Source organism: Enterobacter sp. JBIWA003 (genome assembly GCF_019968825.1).
Lineage (GTDB): Bacteria > Pseudomonadota > Gammaproteobacteria > Enterobacterales > Enterobacteriaceae > Enterobacter > Enterobacter quasiroggenkampii.
Map to the genome: position 1 here is coordinate 913,450 of NZ_CP074170.1, position 18,219 is coordinate 931,668.

An 18,219-nucleotide genomic window follows, 5' to 3' on the forward strand; every position below is an offset into this window, starting at 1 on the left:
TAACCGAGTAATTGCGTTGCGCTACTATAGGGTAACCCGACTTTTAATGAAACCACACAACGTGTGTCAGAACTGAAGGTAAGTTAATTTCATGGCAATTGCACTGGAGCTTGAGCAGCTTAAAAAAACCTATCCGGGCGGCGTTCAGGCGCTGCGCGGAATAGATCTAAAAGTAGAGGCCGGTGATTTTTACGCGCTTCTGGGGCCGAACGGCGCGGGGAAATCGACCACCATTGGGATTATCAGTTCGCTGGTCAATAAAACGTCCGGCCGGGTGAGCGTCTTTGGTTATGACCTGCAAAAAGATGTGGTGAACGCCAAGCGCCAGCTGGGTCTGGTGCCGCAGGAGTTCAACTTCAATCCGTTTGAGACGGTGCAGCAGATCGTCGTTAACCAGGCGGGTTATTACGGCGTTGAGCGTAAAGAGGCCCTGGAGCGGAGCGAAAAATACCTCAAGCAGCTCGACCTGTGGGAAAAGCGTAACGAACGCGCCCGGATGTTATCCGGCGGGATGAAGCGCCGCCTGATGATTGCCCGCGCGCTGATGCACGAGCCAAAACTGCTGATTCTTGATGAGCCAACGGCGGGTGTCGATATTGAACTGCGCCGCTCCATGTGGGGCTTCCTGAAAGACCTCAACGACAAAGGCACCACCATTATTCTGACCACCCACTATCTGGAAGAGGCAGAAATGCTGTGCCGCAACATCGGCATCATTCAGCACGGCGAGCTGGTGGAAAACACCTCGATGAAGAACCTGCTCTCCAAGCTGAAGTCAGAAACCTTTATTCTCGATCTGGCGGCAAAGAGCCCGCTGCCGAAGCTCGAAGGTTATCAATACCGCCTCGTCGATACCTCGACGCTGGAAGTGGAAGTGCTGCGCGAGCAGGGCATCAACAGCGTGTTTTCACAGCTGAGCGCGCAGGGTATTCAGGTCTTAAGTATGCGTAACAAAGCGAACCGACTGGAAGAGCTGTTTGTCTCTCTGGTGCAGGATAAACAAGGAGACAAGGCATGACGCATCTTTACTGGGTCGCGCTGAAAAGCATCTGGGCGAAAGAGATTAACCGCTTTATGCGCATCTGGGTGCAAACCCTGGTGCCGCCGGTCATCACGATGACGCTCTATTTCATCATCTTCGGTAACCTGATTGGTTCCCGGATTGGTGAGATGCACGGCTTTACCTATATGCAGTTTATCGTGCCGGGCCTGATTATGATGGCGGTGATCACCAACGCCTATGCCAACGTGGCGTCATCGTTCTTTAGCGCCAAGTTCCAGCGCAATATTGAAGAGCTGCTGGTTGCACCGGTGCCAACGCACGTCATTATTGCCGGTTACGTCGGCGGCGGCGTGGCGCGCGGGCTGTGCGTCGGGATCCTGGTCACGGCGATTTCGCTGTTCTTTGTCCCGTTCCAGGTGCACTCCTGGCTGTTCGTCGCGCTGACGCTGCTCCTGACGGCAATCCTCTTCTCGCTGGCCGGTTTGCTGAACGCCGTGTTTGCCAAAACGTTTGACGACATCAGCCTGATCCCGACCTTCGTGCTGACGCCGCTGACCTATCTTGGCGGGGTGTTCTACTCCCTGACGCTGCTGCCGCCGTTCTGGCAGGCGTTGTCGCACCTGAACCCGATCGTCTATATGATCAGCGGCTTCCGCTTCGGCTTCCTCGGCATCACCGATGTGCCGCTGTTTACCACGGTGGCGGTGCTGGCGGTGTTCATCATCGTCTTCTACCTGCTGTGCTGGTACCTGATCCAGCGCGGACGCGGTCTGCGCAGCTAGCCCTCAGCCCGGCGACATTCTGTTTGCCGGGCATTTTCTTTGACAGTTATCACCATAAGCTAACCTTCACTCCGCTAAACTACTTGCCTGCTAAGGAGAGAGTTATGCTGGGATGGGTTATCACCTGCCACGATGAACGGGCGCAGGACATGCTGCTGAAGCTGGAAGCCAGGTTTGGTCCACTGCCACAGTGTCGCGCCGTCAACTACTGGCGCGGCTTGAGCACCAACATGCTTGGCCGGATGATGTGCGATGCCCTGCATGAAACCGACACCGGAGAGGGCGTCATTTTTCTTACTGATAAATCCGGCGCGGCGCCGTACCGTGCTGCGGCCCTGATGAGCCATAAGCACGACGGCTGCGAGGTGATCTCCGGTATTAGCCTTCCATTGCTTGAAATGATGTATCCCCAGCGCGAAACATTAACCAGCGCGGCGTTCCGTAACGCTATCGTCGCGCAGGGTACACCGGGCGTCAGCAGCTTGTGGCATCAGCAGCAAAAAAATCCCCCCTTTGTCCTGCTTCATGATCTGTATAAGAATTAAACATTGGTATTGATGTCGCTTTTGCTACAATGGCATAAGTATTTCCGCTTCGAATAAGACCCTCATGTTCACGCGTATTGTTTTCCTGCTATTGATGTTCGTCTCCGGCACTTCTTCTGCCAGTTTATTAAGTCAGCAAAGACTGCCTGCTCAATATATGCAAACCACCGAAGATGCGGCGATTTGGGCGCAGGTCGGCAACAGCGTCATTAACGTTGGCAACGTGCGGGCAGGGCAGATCCTTGCGGTGGTGCCTGCGGCGGCGGACTACTATGAATTTCGCTTCGGATTTGGCACGGGCTTTATCGACAAGGGGCACCTGGAGCCGGTGCAGGGCAAACAGCGCGTCGAGGATGGCCTGGGGGATTTGAATAAACCGCTGAGCAATCAAAACCTGATAACGTGGAAAGACACGCCCGTTTATAACGCCCCGAACAACGGTAGCGCACCCTTCGGCACCTTAAGCGCCAATCTTCGCTATCCGATCCTGAACAAGCTCAAAGATCGCCTCAATCAGACCTGGTTCCAGATCCGCATCGGCAACCGCCTGGCCTGGATCAGCAGCCTGGACGCGCAGGAAGATAACGGCATTCCGGTCATTACCTACCACCATATTTTGCGCGACGAAGAGAACACCCGTTTTCGCCATACCTCCACGACCACCAGCGTGCGTGCGTTCAACAACCAGATGACCTGGCTGCGCGATCAGGGCTATACCACTCTGACCCTGTATCAGCTGGAAGGGTATGTGCGCAACAAGATGAACTTGCCGGCGAAATCGGTGGTGATTACCTTCGACGATGGCCTGAAGTCCGTTAATCGCTATGCTTACCCGATCCTCAAAGCGTATGGCTTTAAGGCGACGGCGTTCATCATCTCGTCGCGTATCAAGCGCCACCCGCAAAAATGGGCGCCAAAATTTCTGCAGTTTATGAGCGTGTCGGAGCTGGAGCAGATGCATGACGTGTTCGACTATCAGTCCCACACGCACTTCCTGCACCGCGTCGACGACAACCATCAGCCCATTTTACTGAGCCGCAGCTATCACAATATTTTGTTTGATTTTAAGCGCTCGCGCCGGGACCTGACGCAGTTTAACCCGCACGTGCTCTACCTCTCGTATCCTTTCGGCGGTTATGACGATAAGGCAATTAAAGCTGCGAATGACGCCGGGTTCCATCTGGCGGTGACGACGGTACGAGGGAAGGTCAAGCCGGGGGATAATCCGTTCTTGCTGAAGCGCCTGTATATCTTAAGAACGGATTCGCTGGAGACGATGTCGCGGCTGATCAGCAATCAGCCGCAGGGATAAACATCAGGCAACCTGAACCGGAATCGCCTTTGCGGTGCGCTTCATTTCATTGTCGCCTTCGAAGTAGGCGACTTTAGGCTGCCAGCGACGCGCTTCTTCGTCAGACATCATCACGAAGCTGGCGATGATCACGATATCACCCACGTCCGCGCAGTGCGCCGCAGCGCCGTTAACGGAGATGATTTTAGAACCGCGCTCGGCGGCAATCGCGTAGGTAGAGAAGCGTTTACCGTTGTTCACGTTCCAGATATCAATCGCTTCGTTTTCGAGGATACCTGCTGCATCAAGGAAATCCTGGTCAATGGCGCAGGAGCCTTCATAGTGCAGGTCGGCCTGCGTGACTTTCACACGGTGAAGCTTACCTTGCAGCATTTTGCGAATCATTACGTTTACCTATAATTATCAGGGGTGAAAGGAACTACGCCAGCTCAACCACTTTATTGTCGATCAGACGCGCCTGACCTAGCCAGGCCGCCACCAGGATGACTGCGCGCTTGCTGTTCTGGGTTAATTCCAGCAGCGTATCAGCATCACGAATTTGTACGTCGTCAGCACGAAGCCCCTTATCGTTAAGCGCCTGCTCGGCAAGGGCGATAATCTCTTCTGCTGTTAACTCTTTTGCCAGCATCTGCTCAGCCATGGTGTTCATGACCTTGCTGAGACCCGGCGCGATTTTACGCTGTTCGGCGGTCAGGTAGCCATTACGCGAGCTGAGTGCCAGGCCGTCTTTTGCGCGTACGATCGGTACGCCGACAATCTCGATATCGTAACCCATATCCGCAACCATCTTGCGGATCAGCGCCAGCTGCTGGAAGTCTTTCTCGCCAAAGCAGGCAACGTCCGGCTGTACCAGGTTGAACAGCTTGCTGACGATGGTGGAAACACCGCGGAAATGGCCCGGGCGGCTCGCGCCTTCGAGCATGGTGGAAATGCCCGGGACGTCAACGTAGGTTGCCTCTTCGGTACCCTGCGGGTAAACATCCGCCGGTGCAGGTGAGAAGACGATATCCGCGTGGCGTTTTTTGAGCTTCTCGCAATCTTCCTGCAGGGTGCGCGGGTAGCGCGCCAGATCGTCTGCGCGGTCAAACTGCATGGGGTTCACGAAGATACTGACCACCACGATATCTGCCCGCGCGCGGGCTTCGTCGACGAGCTTCATGTGGCCGTCATGCAGATTGCCCATGGTCGGGACCAGTGCGATACGTTTACCTTCCTGACGCGCGCGGCGGATATGCTGGCGAAGCAGCGGCAGGGTTTCAATGATTAGCACAACGAGACTCCTTAATGGAAACTGTGTTCTTCACCCGGGTAAACACCGGATTCAACGTCGGCAATATACTGCCTGACCGCAGCGCGCATGTCGCCCGCTTCGGCGAGGAAATTTTTGGCAAATTTCGGGATGTGTCCGCCGGTGATACCGAAGGCATCGTGCATCACCAGAATCTGACCGTCGGTCACGTTGCCTGCCCCGATACCAATCACCGGAATGGACAGCGCGTCGGTAATGCGTTTCGCCAGCTCAACCGGCACGCACTCCAGCACCAGCAGCTGTGCACCTGCGGCTTCCAGCGCCAGAGCATCATCCAGCAGCGTCTGGGCGGCATCGCCGCGGCCCTGCACCTTGTAGCCGCCGAAGATATTGACGGACTGCGGCGTCAGGCCTAAATGCCCGCACACCGGCACGGCGCGCTCGGTGAGCATCTTCACCGTATCAACAAGCCAGGCGCCGCCTTCAATTTTGACCATATTGGCACCGGCACGCATCACTGCCGCCGCGTTTTCGAATGCCTGTTCCGGCGTGGCATAGGCCATAAACGGCAGATCGGAAAGCAGTAGGCAGGCTGGGGCACCACGGCGCACGGCGCGGGTATGGTAAGCGATGTCCTCAACCGTCACCGGCAGAGTGGAATCATGTCCTTGTACCGTCATCCCTAACGAATCCCCGACCAGCATGACGTTGATCCCCTCTTCGGCAAACAGTTTGGCGAAGCTGTAGTCATACGCGGTGATGGTGGCGAAGCGTTTTTTTTCCTGTTTGCATTTCTGCAGTAAGGAGATGGTGGTTGGTTTCATACTGTTTCCTGATAGCCCAAAAGCGAATCTTTGCGCATTCTAACAGTAACATTCGAGGGAACAATGATTTTAGGCAATCGATTAACCACAAATATTTTATGGTTAACCAATAAAAAAACGGCTTTACCAGCGAGCGGGTTTTTCCGCACCGAGACTGTTGAGAACGGCCTTTAGCGAGAGCCCGTCAGGGAAGGTAAGGGAAGGGGCAACTTCATACAGTGGCCAGAGCATAAACCCGCGATTTTTCATGTCGTAATGCGGAACGGTGAGACGTTCAGTGTTAATCGTCTCGTGACCAAACAGCATAATGTCGAGGTCGAGCGTGCGGGGGCCCCAGCGTTCGGCTTTGCGCACACGGCCCTGTTGAAGCTCAATACGCTGGGTATTGTCCAGCAGCGCTTCGGGACCCAGTTCAGTCTCAAGGACCACGGCGGCGTTAAGGTAGTCTGGCTGATCCTGTGGCCCCAGCGGCGGTGTGCGGTAGAACGAGGAGACCGCCACGATCCGACTCTGTGGGATGTCGCCCAGCGCCTGTACGGCAGCATTCACCTGCTCCAGCGGAGAGGCTAAATTGCTGCCGATGGCGATATACGCGAGGGTCATGCTGTTCCTTCACGACGCGGCGCGCGTTTGCGCGGGCGACGATGACGGCGACGCGGTTCCGGCTCTTCATCCAGCCCGGTCAGCATATCTTTCTGCTCTGGCGGGGCGGAGACCTGGAATTCAGCCCACCACTGCGCCAGACGCTGCAGCTCCTGGTTGCGTTCAATTTCCGCGCGCAGCGACAGGAGATCGAAGGCCGCGCGGAATTTAGGATGCTCCATCAGCTTCCAGGCGCGTTTGCCCTGACGACGGGACATGCGCAGCTGAAGCTGCCAGATGTCGCGCACCAGGGTGGTAATCCGTTTCGGAATGGCGAGCGTGCGGCAGCCTTCGTCCAGCACGTCGTTGGCGGCCAGCGCGAACGCATCGTAATAGGCGAGCCCGCTCTCCTGGGTAATACGCTGTGCCGTTTCCAGCAGCGGATACCAGAACATCGCGGCAAAGAGGAACGCCGGGTTCACACGCATGTCGTTGCGAATGCGGGTATCGGTATTTTTCAGCACCTGCGCAATCATCCGCTCCATTGGGCTGTCACCGTTTTCGGTAAAGTAGCGGGTAATGGTCGGGAACAGCGGCTGGAACAGGTTGTATTCGCGCAGAAGTTTGTAGGTTTCAAAACCGTGGCCGGCCTGCAGCAGCTTCAGCGCCTCTTCAAACAGGCGAGCAGGCGGCACGTCGTTAATCAGCGTCGCCAGACGCGGGATTGGCTCAGCCGTTTCCGGGCTGATGCGCATATTCAGCTTGGCGGCGAAACGCACGGCGCGCAGCATACGCACGGGATCTTCACGGTAGCGCGTTTCCGGCGTGCCGATCAGGCGGATCAGACCTTCTTTCAGGTCCTGCATGCCGCCGACGTAATCGCGCACGGTGAAATCCGCGACGCTGTAATAAAGGCTGTTGATGGTGAAGTCGCGACGCTGGGCATCTTCTTCGATGGAACCGAAGATATTATCGCGCAGCAGCATACCGTTCTGGCCGCGCTGCGACGTCGTGCGATCGGACGCGCCCGCTTCGTGATGACCGCGGAAGGTCGCCACTTCGATGATTTCCGGCCCAAACATTACGTGAGCCAGACGGAAACGGCGGCCAACGAGACGGCAGTTACGGAATAATTTGCGCACCTGCTCAGGCGTGGCGCTGGTCGTCACGTCGAAATCTTTGGGTTTTTTGCCCAGCAGTAAATCACGCACTCCACCGCCCACGAGATAGGCCTCGTAGCCCGCTTTATTCAGACGATAGAGCACCTTGAGGGCATTTTCACTGATATCTTTGCGGGAAATAGTGTGCTGCTCACGCGGAATAACCGACATGTGTGGCTGTGCAATAGCATCGTTCGCCATGCTCTCTTCGCGGCTTAGCACTTTACGGCAAAAATTAGCGACTCGGGTAAAAATGGTACACCTCGTAGTGTGTTTTGTTATGAAAAAAGCGGCTAATCATAGCTCAGCGCAACGCATTTGAGAATGCTGGATTTTTGGCACTGCCGCGAGCGTCCAGTTAGCAATGGCCATTTTCAGCAGTTCGTCAATACGCAGATCCTGCCATTCGTTGGTTACATTCTGGTTGAGAAATTGCAGCGCGTCGATCAAAACAGGACGCGGATCGCCGTCTGGCAGGGCCGGGGCGTGGTTCTGCTTTGACAATTTTAAGCCCTGCGCATTAACCGCCAGCGGCAGATGAATGTAATCCGGTGCCGTCCAGCCAAACTGATGATAGAGCGAGATTTGTCGCACGGTCGGCTCGACCAGATCCGCTCCGCGCACTATTTCCGTCACGCCCTGAAAATGATCGTCCACCACCACGGCCAGGTTGTAGGCGAACAGGCCATCGCGACGGTGAATAATAAAATCCTCACGCGCCAGACGTTCATCGGCATGAATTTCACCGGAGAGTAAATCGTTAAAGTGCATCACCGGGGAGTGCTGTCTGATGCGCACGGCGGCATTTTCAGGACCGTTGTTCAGCGTGCGGCAGTGGCCGTCATAAACGCCGCCTGCGCTCTGGATGCGTGCGCGGGTGCAGGTGCAGTTATAGGAAAGCCCCTGAGCGCGAAGCCAGGCCAGACGTTCCCGATAGGCCTCATGACGCTTTGACTGCCACAGAACCTCGTCATCCCAGTGAAGACCGTAATGTTCCAGCTGACGCAGAATGGTCTCTGCTGCACCGGGAACTTCACGCGGAGGGTCAATATCTTCGATGCGGACGAGCCATTTTCCCTGGCTGGCGCGAGCCTGCAGGTAGCTGCCGAGCGCGGCAATTAATGAGCCGAAGTGTAATTCACCGGAAGGAGATGGCGCGAAGCGCCCAATATAGTGTGATTCAGACATATCAACAGTAACAAGGCGGGAGAGACTCCCGCCTTTGGAGTGTGTAAACAGCGCTGGTATTAACCGGCCATCTGTTTTTCGCGGATTTCGGCCAGCGTTTTGCAGTCGATGCACAGATCGGCGGTTGGACGCGCTTCCAGGCGACGAATGCCAATTTCAACACCGCAGGATTCGCAGTAGCCAAAATCTTCGTCTTCGACTTTTTTCAGCGTTTTCTCGATCTTTTTGATCAGTTTGCGTTCGCGGTCACGGTTACGCAGTTCGAGGCTGAACTCTTCTTCCTGAGCGGCACGGTCTACCGGGTCCGGGAAGTTAGCAGCTTCATCCTGCATATGAGTAACGGTGCGATCGACTTCATCCCTGAGTTGATTACGCCATGCTTCAAGAATACGCTTGAAGTGCGACAGCTGGGCTTCGTTCATATACTCTTCGCCCGGTTTCTCTTGATACGGCTCCACCCCAGCGATGGCGAGAATACTCAGGGACGATGTTTTACGGTTTTGCCCTTCTTGCATGTTGCTTCTCCTTAACACGCACTATCGATCCCCGTGTTGGGGGAAAAATCAGGTCGCTATAAATAGCAGATGCTTTTCCGTATGGCAATTATCTAAACGTAACACTTGACAAGCCTGTGAGGAAAAGCGTATTTGCGCACGCGGCCAGAACACTTAATCGTCAATCGTCTAATCCCTTATAAGACAATGGGAAGAGAGGATCTCAGAGTCATATTATCGGCAGAAAGTTCCGCTTTATAAGCGAAAACCTCTACCCCCTGCTTTTGTGCCTCATTCAACAATTGCGCGTATTTAGGATCAATATGGCGGGCAGGGGAGAAACGTTCAATGGCTGAATGCAACACTGCAAACAGCAATACGGCGCGTTTGCCCGCCGCCGCAACACTCATTAGCTCTCGCAGATGCTTCTGGCCACGTAGCGTTACCGCATCCGGGAAGTAGCCATTTTCCTGTTCCGCTAACGTCACTGATTTCACTTCAATATAGCACTCCGGCCTGTCTTCCGCCTGTAACATGAAGTCAATTCTGCTGCCTTCATCGCCATATTTCACTTCGCTTTTATGCGTGCCATAACCAACCAGTTCGGGAATTACGCCATGGGTCAGCGCTTCCTTAACCAGTTGATTGGCGCGCAGGGTATTAACGCAAATAAATGCCCCGTTCTGGGTTTCGGTCATTTCCCAGGTATGGGCATATTTGCGTTTAGTATTTTCTGATGTGGAATACCAGACCCTGTCACCCGGCGTCGCGCATCCCGTCATGGCACCGGTATTGGGGCAGTGCAGGGTGAGCGGTTCACCTTCAGGCGTGATCACATCGGCGAGGAAGCGTTTGTAGCGTTGGATAAGCGTAGCGTGCTGCAGGGGAGGACTAAACTTCATCAGCGTTCCTTTCGGTGTTGCCCAGCGTCCAGCGCTGTAGCGGCGTATAGCGGGTGCGTCCCTGGGCAAAGACGGATTCATAAAGCGCGAATGTGTTGACCGGAAAAGCCCAGTGAAAACCCGGCGGCGGGATGGCAACGGCCTGACCGGCATCGCGCAGCAGGGTAATGTGCGGATGAAACGGTTGCGGGCTTTGATAACAGCCGCTGCGCGCCGCCTGCGCGCGCAGCATGTTCGCCAGCTGTAATAATCCGCGCGGAGGCTGACGCGTCCCCAGCCAGACCACACGCGAACGCAGCCACTGACCCGCGTCGTCGAGGTGTAGCGTAAATTCCGGCTGGACAATACGCCCGGCCAGTGCGGCTAACGCCCGCTGTTTTTCGGCACTGACGTCGCCCAAAAAGGCCAGCGTCAGGTGCAGGTTAGCCGCCGCGACCGGGCGACCGGCTTCCGGCGGGAAGCGATCGGCGCGCCAGCGAACAATTTGACGCTGTAGTGTTGTGGGCAATTCAATGGCAAAAAAAAGCCGTTTCGACTCAGGCATACGGAGGACTCGGTAATGATATGCGCCGATGCTACAATGTACGCCGACTAATGTTAACCCTCTGGAGCTGTTAGTGTCCTCATTGCCGGTCGCCGTCGTTCTTCCTGACCTTCTCGCTGCCTTACGCCATGCCCCGCAGGTTTTGCTGAATGCCCCGACGGGGGCGGGTAAGTCCACCTGGCTGCCGCTGCAAATTCTGAAAGACGGGAACATCAGCGGGAAAATTATCCTGCTGGAGCCGCGCAGGCTGGCCGCGCGCAACGTGGCGCAGCGCCTGGCGGAACTGCTGAATGAAAAACCGGGCGAAACGGTAGGTTACAGGATGCGCGCCGAGACCTGCGTGGGCTCGACCACGCGCCTTGAGGTGGTCACCGAGGGTATTCTCACCCGCATGCTGCAAAACGATCCGGAGCTGACCGGCGTCGGGCTGGTGATCCTGGATGAATTCCACGAGCGCAGCCTGCAGGCGGATCTGGCCCTTGCGCTGTTGCTGGACGTTCAGCAGGGGCTGCGCGACGATCTCCGTCTGCTTATAATGTCGGCGACGCTGGACAATGTGCGGCTACGGCAGGCGCTACCTGATGCGCCGGTCATCAGCTCTGAAGGGCGGGCGTTTCCTGTTGAACGCCGCTATCAACCACTTCCCTCCCACCTGCGTTTTGACGAGGCGGTCGCCATTGCCACCGCTGAACTGCTGCGCCAGGAACCCGGTTCCCTGCTGCTGTTTTTGCCGGGTGTCGGTGAGATCCAGCGCGTGCAGGAGCAGCTTTCCTCTCGCGTAGGCGGTGATGTACTGCTGTGCCCGCTCTACGGCGCGCTGTCGCTGCAGGAGCAGCGTAAAGCTATCCTTCCTGCCCCGGTGGGGCAGCGCAAGGTGGTGCTGGCAACCAACATCGCTGAAACCAGTTTGACCATCGAAGGTATTCGCCTGGTGGTCGATAGCGCGCAGGAGAGGGTGGCAAGCTTTGATCCGCGCACCGGGTTGACTAAACTCCTGACGCAGCGCATCAGCCAGGCGTCAATGGTGCAGCGCGCGGGCCGTGCGGGGCGTCTTGAGCCTGGGATCTGCCTGCATTTGACCAGCGCGGAACAGGCAGAACGCGCGGCGCAGCAAAGCACGCCGGAAATTTTACAAAGTGATTTGTCGGGCCTGGTGATGGATCTGCTGCAGTGGGGTTGTCCGGATCCTGGGCAGCTCACCTGGCTTGATTCTCCCCCTGTCGTTAACCTCACCGCTGCGCGCAGTCTGTTGACTGAGCTTGGCGCGCTGGAAGGCGAACGTCTGACGGTACGCGGCCAGAAAATGGCGGCGCTGGGCAACGAGCCGCGTCTGGCCGCGATGCTGGTGGCCGCGCAAGGGGATGATGAAATTGCCACGGCGGCAAAACTGGCGGCTATCCTTGAGGAGCCGCCGCGCGGAGGCAGCAGCGATCTGGGGCAGGCATTTTCGCGCAATCAGGGGAACTGGCAGCAGCGAGCGCAGCAACTGTGCAAGCGGCTTAACAGCCGCGGCGGCGTGCCAGACAGCGAGAAGATTTCCCGGCTGTTAGCGCAGGCGTTTCCGGATCGAATTGCGCGTCGGCGCGGGCTGGACGGCCGCTATCAGCTGGCAAACGGCATGGGGGCGATGCTGGACAGCGATGACGCCCTGACGCGTCATGAGTGGCTGATTGCGCCGCTCCTGCTGCAGGGGAGCAACTCCCCCGACGCGCGTATCCTGCAGGCGATTGCCGTCGATATCGATGCCCTGACCCGTAGCTGTCCGCAGTTGCTTAAGCAATCGGACATCGTCGAGTGGGATGATGCGCAGGGCACGCTGAAGGCGTTTCGTCGTAGTCAGATTGGGAAACTGACGCTCGGGACGAAGCCGCTGGCGAAGCCGTCGGAAGACGAGCTTCATCAGGCTATGCTGAACGGCATTCGGGAAAAAGGGCTGAGCGTGCTGAACTGGACGCCGGAGGCGGAACAGTATCGCATTCGCCTGCACTGCGCCGCAAAGTGGCTACCGGAGCATGGCTGGCCAGCGGTGGATGACGAGACGCTGCTGGCTACGCTTGAACGCTGGCTACTGCCGCAGATGAGCGGCGTGCACTCTCTGCGCGCCCTTAAGGCGCTTGATGTTAAGACTGCGTTACAGAATTTACTGGACTGGTCATTGCGTCAACGTCTGGATAGTGAACTGCCAGGGCATTACACTGTGCCGACCGGAAGCCGGATTGCCATCCGTTATCATGAGGATAATCCGCCGGCGCTGGCGGTTCGTATGCAGGAGATGTTTGGTGAAGCAACCACGCCGTCTATCGCTGAAGGGCGCGTGCCGCTCGTGCTTGAGCTGCTGTCGCCTGCGCATCGCCCCTTGCAGATCACCCGAGATTTAGGGGCGTTCTGGGCGGGGAGCTACCGTGACGTGCAGAAAGAGATGAAGGGGCGGTACCCCAAACACGTCTGGCCGGACGATCCGGCGAATACGGCGCCGACGAAGCGGACGAAGAAGTATTCCTGAACGGGATGTGCGGCCTGATGCCCTCACCCTAGCCCTCTTCCACAGGGAGAGGGAGAACTAATTTTGAGAGATTTCTTCTTTCACAGGCCTGTGAAAGAAAAGAAAATCTGGCCTTTGCGCCTGAAAGTTGCGGAGAAAAAGCATGGCGGGGAATGACCGCGAGCCAATAGGACGTAAGGGAAAACCCACGCGTCCGGCGAAAGAAAAAGTAAGCCGTCGTCGCCTCAGAGATGAGGACTATGACGATGACTATGAAGACGATGATGAGGATGAAGAACCGATGCCGCGTAAAGGGAAAGGCAAAGGGCGCAAGCCTCGGGGCAAACGCGGCTGGTTCTGGCTGCTGCTGAAGCTCTTTATTGTTTTTGTTGTGCTGATGGCAATTTACGGCGTGTATCTGGATCAGAAGATCCGCAGCCGTATCGACGGTAAAGTCTGGCAGTTACCTGCGGCAGTGTATGGCCGTATGGTGAACCTTGAACCAGATATGTCCATCACGAAAAACGAAATGGTAAAACTGCTGGAAGCCACCCAGTATCGTCAGGTGTCAAAAATGACACGCCCTGGCGAATTTACCGTGCAGGCGAACAGCATTGAGATGATCCGTCGTCCGTTTGATTTCCCGGACAGCAAAGAGGGTCAGGTGCGCGCGCGTCTGACCTTTGACGGGGATCGTCTGGATACCATCGAGAACATGGATAATAACCGCCAGTTCGGTTTCTTCCGTCTCGATCCGCGTCTGATCACCATGCTCTCGTCGGCAAACGGCGAGCAGCGTCTGTTCGTGGCGCGTAACGGCTTCCCGGATCTGCTGGTCGATACGCTGCTGGCGACCGAAGACCGTCACTTCTACGAGCACGATGGCATCAGCCTCTACTCGATTGGTCGTGCGGTGCTGGCGAACCTGACTGCCGGTCGTACCGTGCAGGGAGCGAGTACGCTGACCCAGCAGCTGGTGAAGAACCTGTTCCTCTCCAGCGAACGCTCCTACTGGCGTAAAGCGAACGAAGCCTATATGGCCGTGCTGATGGACGCGCGTTACAGTAAGGATCGTATCCTTGAGCTGTATATGAACGAGGTGTATCTCGGTCAGAGCGGCGATAACGAAATCCGCGGCTTCCCGCTGGCGAGCCTGTACTACTTTGGCCGTCCAGTGGAAGAGCTGAGCCTGGATCAGCAGGCGCTGCTGGTGGGCATGGTGAAAGGGGCGTCCATTTATAACCCGTGGCGTAACCCGAAACTGGCGCTGGAGCGTCGTAACCTGGTGCTGCGTCTGCTGCAACAACAGCAGGTGATCGACCAGGAGCTGTACGACATGCTGAGCGCACGTCCGCTTGGCGTTCAGCCGCGCGGTGGGGTGATCTCGCCTCAGCCTGCGTTTATGCAGCTGGTGCGTCAGGAGCTGCAAAGCAAGCTTGGCGATAAGGTCAAAGATCTCTCCGGCGTGAAGATCTTCACCACCTTTGACTCCGTGGCGCAGGATGCGGCAGAAAAAGCGGCGGTGGAAGGTATTCCGGCGCTGAAGAAACAGCGTAAGCTCTCCGATCTTGAAACCGCGATGGTGGTGGTTGACCGCAACTCCGGCGAAGTTCGTGCGATGGTGGGCGGTGCCGAGCCGCAGTTTGCAGGCTACAACCGTGCCATGCAGGCGCGTCGCTCGATCGGTTCTCTGGCAAAACCGGCGACCTATCTGACTGCCCTGAGTCAGCCAAACCAGTATCGTCTAAATACCTGGATTGCGGATGCGCCTATCTCCCTGCGCCAGCCTAACGGCCAGGTGTGGTCACCGCAGAACGACGATAAGCAGTTCAGCGGTCAGGTGATGCTGGTGGATGCGTTGACGCGCTCCATGAACGTGCCGACGGTAAACCTGGGCATGTCGCTGGGCCTGCCGGCCATTGTCGATACCTGGCAGAAGCTGGGCGTGGCGAAAGATCAGCTGCACCCGGTGCCGGCGATGATCCTCGGGGCGCTTAACCTGACGCCGATCGAAGTGGCGCAGGCGTTCCAGACCATCGCCAGCGGCGGTAACCGCGCGCCGCTGTCCGCCCTGCGTTCGGTGATTGCCGAAGATGGCTCCGTGCTGTATCAGAGCTTCCCGCAGGCGGAGCGTGCCGTTCCTGCTCAGGCGGCCTACATGACGCTGTGGACGATGCAGCAGGTGGTGCAGCGCGGTACGGGTCGTCAACTGGGTGCGAAGTATCCGGGCCTGCATCTGGCAGGTAAGACCGGGACCACCAACAACAACGTCGATACCTGGTTTGCCGGTATCGATGGCCGTGAAGTGGTCATTACCTGGGTAGGACGCGATAACAACCAGCCGACCAAGCTGTACGGGGCGAGCGGGGCGATGTCGATTTACCAGCGCTATCTGGCGAATCAGTCACCGGTGCCGCTGAACCTTGTCGCGCCGGAAGATATCGTCGATATGGGCGTGGACAGCTCCGGTAATTTCGTCTGCGGCGGCGGAATGCGTACTCTGCCGGTCTGGACAACCAACCCGGATTCCCTGTGCCAGCAGAGCCAGCCTGAACAGCCGACCGGCAACCCGTTCGATCAGTCTTCTCAGCCACAGCAGCCGCAGCAGCAACAGCCGCAGCAGCAGAATGAGAAGAAAGACAGCGATGGCGTAGCCGGCTGGATTAAGGACATGTTTGGCGGTAACTAACTTTTAAAGCCCTCTTCCCCGGAAGGGGGCTTTTTTTACCCGTAAACCTCATTTCGTTAACCCTCACTTTAACTCTGATTAACCCTTCGTTTTCTCTTGTCTATTTCTTAAACCCTTAATTCTCGTAGGGCCGCTTACTGCTTGCTATGCAACCTGCGTTTCGCATATTATTCTGGCGCTCATAATAATAATTCTCGTTTACGTTATCATTCACTTTTCCATCAGAGAAACATCATGGCGCTTTCCAATACTGCTCAGCCAATGAACACGTCGCTGCGTAAACTCGCGGTCGTCGTCGCCACAGCGGTTGCCGGCATGTCCGCGTATGCTCATGCGGCAGAAACCCCGAAAAAAGAAGAAACCATTACGGTAACCGCAGCACCTGCGGCACAGGAAAGTGCCTGGGGACCGGCACCCACGATTGCGGCCAAACGCACCGCCACGGCGACCAAGACCGATACCCCGATTGAGAAAACCCCGCAGTCTATTTCTGTCGTCACCCGCGAAGAGATGGACATGAAGCAGCCGGGTACGGTTAAACAGGCGCTGGCCTATACGCCGAGCGTGTTCGCAACGCGCGGCGCGTCAACAACATATGATGTTGTTTCTATTCGTGGGTTCACCACCTCCAGTACCGTGAATACCAACCAGTATCTGGACGGGATGAAGCTGCAGGGTGATAACTATTCTGAAGCGTCCATGGATCCGTATTTCCTTGAGCGCGTCGAGCTGCTGCGCGGCCCTACGTCCGTTCTGTACGGTAAAAGCCACCCGGGCGGCGTGGTCAGCATGGTCAGCAAGCGGCCAACCACCGAGCCACTGAAAGAAATTCAGTTCAAAATGGGTACCGATAACCTGTGGCAGACAGGGTTTGATTTCAGCGATGCGATTGATGATGACGGCGTGTGGTCATACCGTCTGACCGGTCTGGGGCGCAGCGAAAATGCGCAGCAGGAGATGGTGAAATCTTCCCGCTACGCTATTGCACCTGCTTTCAGCTGGCGTCCTGACGATAAAACCGATTTTACTTTCCTGAGCAACTTCCAGAGCGATCCGGATGCAGGCTATTACGGCTGGCTGCCGCGGGAAGGTACCGTTGTGCCTTACTACGACGCCAACGGCAACGCGCATAAGCTGCCGACCGATTTCAACGAAGGTGACGAAGACAATAAGATCTCCCGTCGCCAGAAAATGGTGGGCTACAGCTTATCCCATCAGTTTGATGACACCTTTACCGTGCGTCAAAACCTGCGCTACACCAAAATCAATACGCTTTACCGTTCCGTTTACGGTAACGGCTATATTGCACCGGCTCAGATCAGCCGCGCGTACGTGCGCTCTGATGAGGACCTCAACTCGTTCACGGTCGATACCCAACTGCAGTCCAAATTTGCGACCGGTGCAGTGGATCATACTCTGTTAACGGGCGTCGATTACCTGCGCATGCGTAACGATATTGATGCAGATTACGGCAGCGCTGACCCTATCAGCATGACGAATCCGCAGCACAACAATGCCAATATCAACGTGAACTTCCCGTATGCCGTGCTCAATCGTCAGGAGCAAACGGGCCTGTACGCGCAGGATCAGGCTGAGTGGGATAAGTGGGTACTGACCCTGGGTGGACGCTATGATTTTGCCAAAACGTCAACACTGACGCGTTCCTCCGACACGACGGCTGAAATCAACGATCGGGCATTCACCTGGCGCGGCGGGATCAACTACCTGTTTGATAACGGTATTACGCCGTACTTCAGCTATAGCGAATCCTTCGAGCCTATTTCCGGCGCAACCCAGGGCGGCAAACCGTTCGATCCGGCTCGCGGCAAGCAGTATGAAGCGGGCGTGAAGTATGTACCGAAAGATCTGCCTGTTGTGGTCACCGCTGCGGTGTATCAGCTGACCAAAAACAACAACCTGACGGCCGATCCGGCGAACCCGACCAGCGGCTTTAGCGTACAGGGCGGTGAAATTCGCTCTCGCGGTTTCGAACTGGAAGCGAAAGCGGCAGTATCTGCCAACGTGAACGTGACGGCTTCCTATAGCTTTACTGATGCGGAATACACGCACGATACCTGGTATGAAGGCCGTCGTCCGGCGGAAGTGCCGCGTAACATGGCGTCTCTGTGGGCAGATTACACCTTCCACGAGACGGCGTTGAGCGGTCTGACGGTAGGGGCAGGCACCCGTTACATCGGTAACACCGTGTCCTACTACTCTGCCTCGTCGCCAAAAGCCTACCAGTCGTTCAACGTCGCGGGCTACGCACTGGCTGACGCGACCGTGAAATACGACCTGGCACGCTTTGGACTGCCGGGCTCATCCGTCGGCGTCAACGTGAACAACATCTTCGATCGTGAATACGTCTCCAGCTGCTACAGCGAATATGCATGCTACTGGGGCGCAGGACGTCAGGTTGTTGCCACCGCGACCTTCCGCTTCTAATCTCTGTCCGGGCACGGT

The 18,219-nt window shown here is 56.6% G+C and carries 16 protein-coding genes; 7 read left to right on the top strand and 9 right to left on the bottom strand.

Annotated features, from left to right (window positions below):
• Nucleotides 1-91: 91 nt before the first annotated feature.
• The 4 genes from KGP25_RS04340 to KGP25_RS04355 all read left to right on the top strand — a co-directional run bounded on the left by KGP25_RS04340 (nucleotide 92) and on the right by KGP25_RS04355 (nucleotide 3,642).
• Nucleotides 92-1,018 (top strand): ABC transporter ATP-binding protein, encoded by a 927-nt coding sequence (locus KGP25_RS04340; RefSeq protein WP_008501946.1) that lies wholly within the window; start codon nucleotides 92-94, stop codon nucleotides 1,016-1,018.
• A complete protein-coding gene (locus KGP25_RS04345; RefSeq protein WP_032675960.1) occupies nucleotides 1,015-1,785 on the top strand; it encodes an ABC transporter permease in 771 nt (256 codons plus the stop codon). Before KGP25_RS04340 ends, KGP25_RS04345 begins: the two co-directional genes overlap by 4 nt.
• Nucleotides 1,786-1,889: 104 nt before the next feature.
• Nucleotides 1,890-2,330, top strand: a complete 441-nt coding sequence (locus KGP25_RS04350) for a PTS sugar transporter subunit IIA (protein ID WP_045907814.1) — start codon at nucleotides 1,890-1,892, stop codon at nucleotides 2,328-2,330.
• 64 nt (nucleotides 2,331-2,394) lie between these two features.
• Nucleotides 2,395-3,642, top strand: a complete 1,248-nt coding sequence (locus tag KGP25_RS04355; protein WP_223540027.1) for a polysaccharide deacetylase family protein — start codon at nucleotides 2,395-2,397, stop codon at nucleotides 3,640-3,642.
• A gap of 3 nt (nucleotides 3,643-3,645) precedes the next feature.
• Here the strand turns inward: KGP25_RS04355 and panD are convergent, their stop codons facing one another.
• From panD to thpR, 9 genes are all read right to left on the bottom strand, one after another.
• Nucleotides 3,646-4,026: an aspartate 1-decarboxylase gene (gene panD / locus KGP25_RS04360; protein WP_003856284.1), complete on the bottom strand. Its 381-nt coding sequence runs from the start codon at nucleotides 4,024-4,026 to the stop codon at nucleotides 3,646-3,648.
• A gap of 34 nt (nucleotides 4,027-4,060) precedes the next feature.
• Nucleotides 4,061-4,912 (bottom strand): pantoate--beta-alanine ligase, encoded by an 852-nt coding sequence (gene panC / locus KGP25_RS04365; protein ID WP_008501942.1) that lies wholly within the window; start codon nucleotides 4,910-4,912, stop codon nucleotides 4,061-4,063.
• 11 nt (nucleotides 4,913-4,923) lie between these two features.
• Nucleotides 4,924-5,715 carry a 3-methyl-2-oxobutanoate hydroxymethyltransferase gene (gene panB, locus KGP25_RS04370; protein ID WP_008501941.1) on the bottom strand — a complete coding sequence of 264 codons (792 nt, stop codon included), beginning with the start codon at nucleotides 5,713-5,715 and terminating at the stop codon, nucleotides 4,924-4,926.
• Nucleotides 5,716-5,838: 123 nt separating this feature from the next.
• On the bottom strand, nucleotides 5,839-6,318 hold the full coding sequence (gene folK / locus KGP25_RS04375) for a 2-amino-4-hydroxy-6-hydroxymethyldihydropteridine diphosphokinase (RefSeq protein WP_111967237.1): 480 nt from the start codon (nucleotides 6,316-6,318) through the stop codon (nucleotides 5,839-5,841).
• Nucleotides 6,315-7,712: a polynucleotide adenylyltransferase PcnB gene (gene pcnB, locus KGP25_RS04380; protein ID WP_080347332.1), complete on the bottom strand. Its 1,398-nt coding sequence runs from the start codon at nucleotides 7,710-7,712 to the stop codon at nucleotides 6,315-6,317. The genes folK and pcnB overlap by 4 nt, the downstream gene beginning before the upstream one ends.
• A gap of 42 nt (nucleotides 7,713-7,754) precedes the next feature.
• On the bottom strand, nucleotides 7,755-8,645 hold the full coding sequence (gluQRS, locus tag KGP25_RS04385; RefSeq protein WP_223540028.1) for a tRNA glutamyl-Q(34) synthetase GluQRS: 891 nt from the start codon (nucleotides 8,643-8,645) through the stop codon (nucleotides 7,755-7,757).
• Between the two features lie 59 nt (nucleotides 8,646-8,704).
• Nucleotides 8,705-9,160 (bottom strand): RNA polymerase-binding protein DksA, encoded by a 456-nt coding sequence (gene dksA, locus KGP25_RS04390; protein WP_001155232.1) that lies wholly within the window; start codon nucleotides 9,158-9,160, stop codon nucleotides 8,705-8,707.
• 176 nt (nucleotides 9,161-9,336) lie between these two features.
• The gene (sfsA, locus tag KGP25_RS04395) at nucleotides 9,337-10,041 is read right to left on the bottom strand and encodes a DNA/RNA nuclease SfsA (RefSeq protein ID WP_039265695.1); all 705 of its coding nucleotides are present in this window, start codon (nucleotides 10,039-10,041) and stop codon (nucleotides 9,337-9,339) included.
• Nucleotides 10,031-10,585 carry an RNA 2',3'-cyclic phosphodiesterase gene (thpR, locus tag KGP25_RS04400; RefSeq protein WP_223540029.1) on the bottom strand — a complete coding sequence of 185 codons (555 nt, stop codon included), beginning with the start codon at nucleotides 10,583-10,585 and terminating at the stop codon, nucleotides 10,031-10,033. Before thpR ends, sfsA begins: the two co-directional genes overlap by 11 nt.
• A gap of 73 nt (nucleotides 10,586-10,658) precedes the next feature.
• On the opposite strand from thpR, the gene hrpB reads away from it, so the two are divergent.
• The 3 genes from hrpB to fhuA all read left to right on the top strand — a co-directional run bounded on the left by hrpB (nucleotide 10,659) and on the right by fhuA (nucleotide 18,201).
• Nucleotides 10,659-13,088, top strand: coding sequence for an ATP-dependent helicase HrpB (gene hrpB, locus KGP25_RS04405; RefSeq protein WP_223540030.1), 2,430 nt, complete (start codon nucleotides 10,659-10,661; stop codon nucleotides 13,086-13,088).
• A gap of 142 nt (nucleotides 13,089-13,230) precedes the next feature.
• Complete coding sequence (gene mrcB / locus KGP25_RS04410) at nucleotides 13,231-15,756, top strand: bifunctional glycosyl transferase/transpeptidase (protein ID WP_045907821.1); 2,526 nt, start codon at nucleotides 13,231-13,233, stop codon at nucleotides 15,754-15,756.
• Between the two features lie 234 nt (nucleotides 15,757-15,990).
• Nucleotides 15,991-18,201, top strand: coding sequence for a ferrichrome porin FhuA (fhuA, locus tag KGP25_RS04415; RefSeq protein WP_223540031.1), 2,211 nt, complete (start codon nucleotides 15,991-15,993; stop codon nucleotides 18,199-18,201).
• Nucleotides 18,202-18,219 lie beyond the last annotated feature (18 nt).

What these genes read in the sequence shown, in the direction of transcription:
- KGP25_RS04340 (WP_008501946.1), top strand. Translation starts at nt 92, where the DNA reads ATGGCAATTGCACTGGAGCTTGAGCAGCTTAAAAAAACCTATCCGGGC.
- KGP25_RS04345 (WP_032675960.1), top strand. Translation starts at nt 1,015, where the DNA reads ATGACGCATCTTTACTGGGTCGCGCTGAAAAGCATCTGGGCGAAAGAG.
- KGP25_RS04350 (WP_045907814.1), top strand. Translation starts at nt 1,890, where the DNA reads ATGCTGGGATGGGTTATCACCTGCCACGATGAACGGGCGCAGGACATG.
- KGP25_RS04355 (WP_223540027.1), top strand. Translation starts at nt 2,395, where the DNA reads ATGTTCACGCGTATTGTTTTCCTGCTATTGATGTTCGTCTCCGGCACT.
- panD (WP_003856284.1), bottom strand. Translation starts at nt 4,026, where the DNA reads ATGATTCGCAAAATGCTGCAAGGTAAGCTTCACCGTGTGAAAGTCACG.
- panB (WP_008501941.1), bottom strand. Translation starts at nt 5,715, where the DNA reads ATGAAACCAACCACCATCTCCTTACTGCAGAAATGCAAACAGGAAAAA.
- folK (WP_111967237.1), bottom strand. Translation starts at nt 6,318, where the DNA reads ATGACCCTCGCGTATATCGCCATCGGCAGCAATTTAGCCTCTCCGCTG.
- gluQRS (WP_223540028.1), bottom strand. Translation starts at nt 8,645, where the DNA reads ATGTCTGAATCACACTATATTGGGCGCTTCGCGCCATCTCCTTCCGGT.
- dksA (WP_001155232.1), bottom strand. Translation starts at nt 9,160, where the DNA reads ATGCAAGAAGGGCAAAACCGTAAAACATCGTCCCTGAGTATTCTCGCC.
- sfsA (WP_039265695.1), bottom strand. Translation starts at nt 10,041, where the DNA reads ATGAAGTTTAGTCCTCCCCTGCAGCACGCTACGCTTATCCAACGCTAC.
- thpR (WP_223540029.1), bottom strand. Translation starts at nt 10,585, where the DNA reads ATGCCTGAGTCGAAACGGCTTTTTTTTGCCATTGAATTGCCCACAACA.
- mrcB (WP_045907821.1), top strand. Translation starts at nt 13,231, where the DNA reads ATGGCGGGGAATGACCGCGAGCCAATAGGACGTAAGGGAAAACCCACG.
- fhuA (WP_223540031.1), top strand. Translation starts at nt 15,991, where the DNA reads ATGGCGCTTTCCAATACTGCTCAGCCAATGAACACGTCGCTGCGTAAA.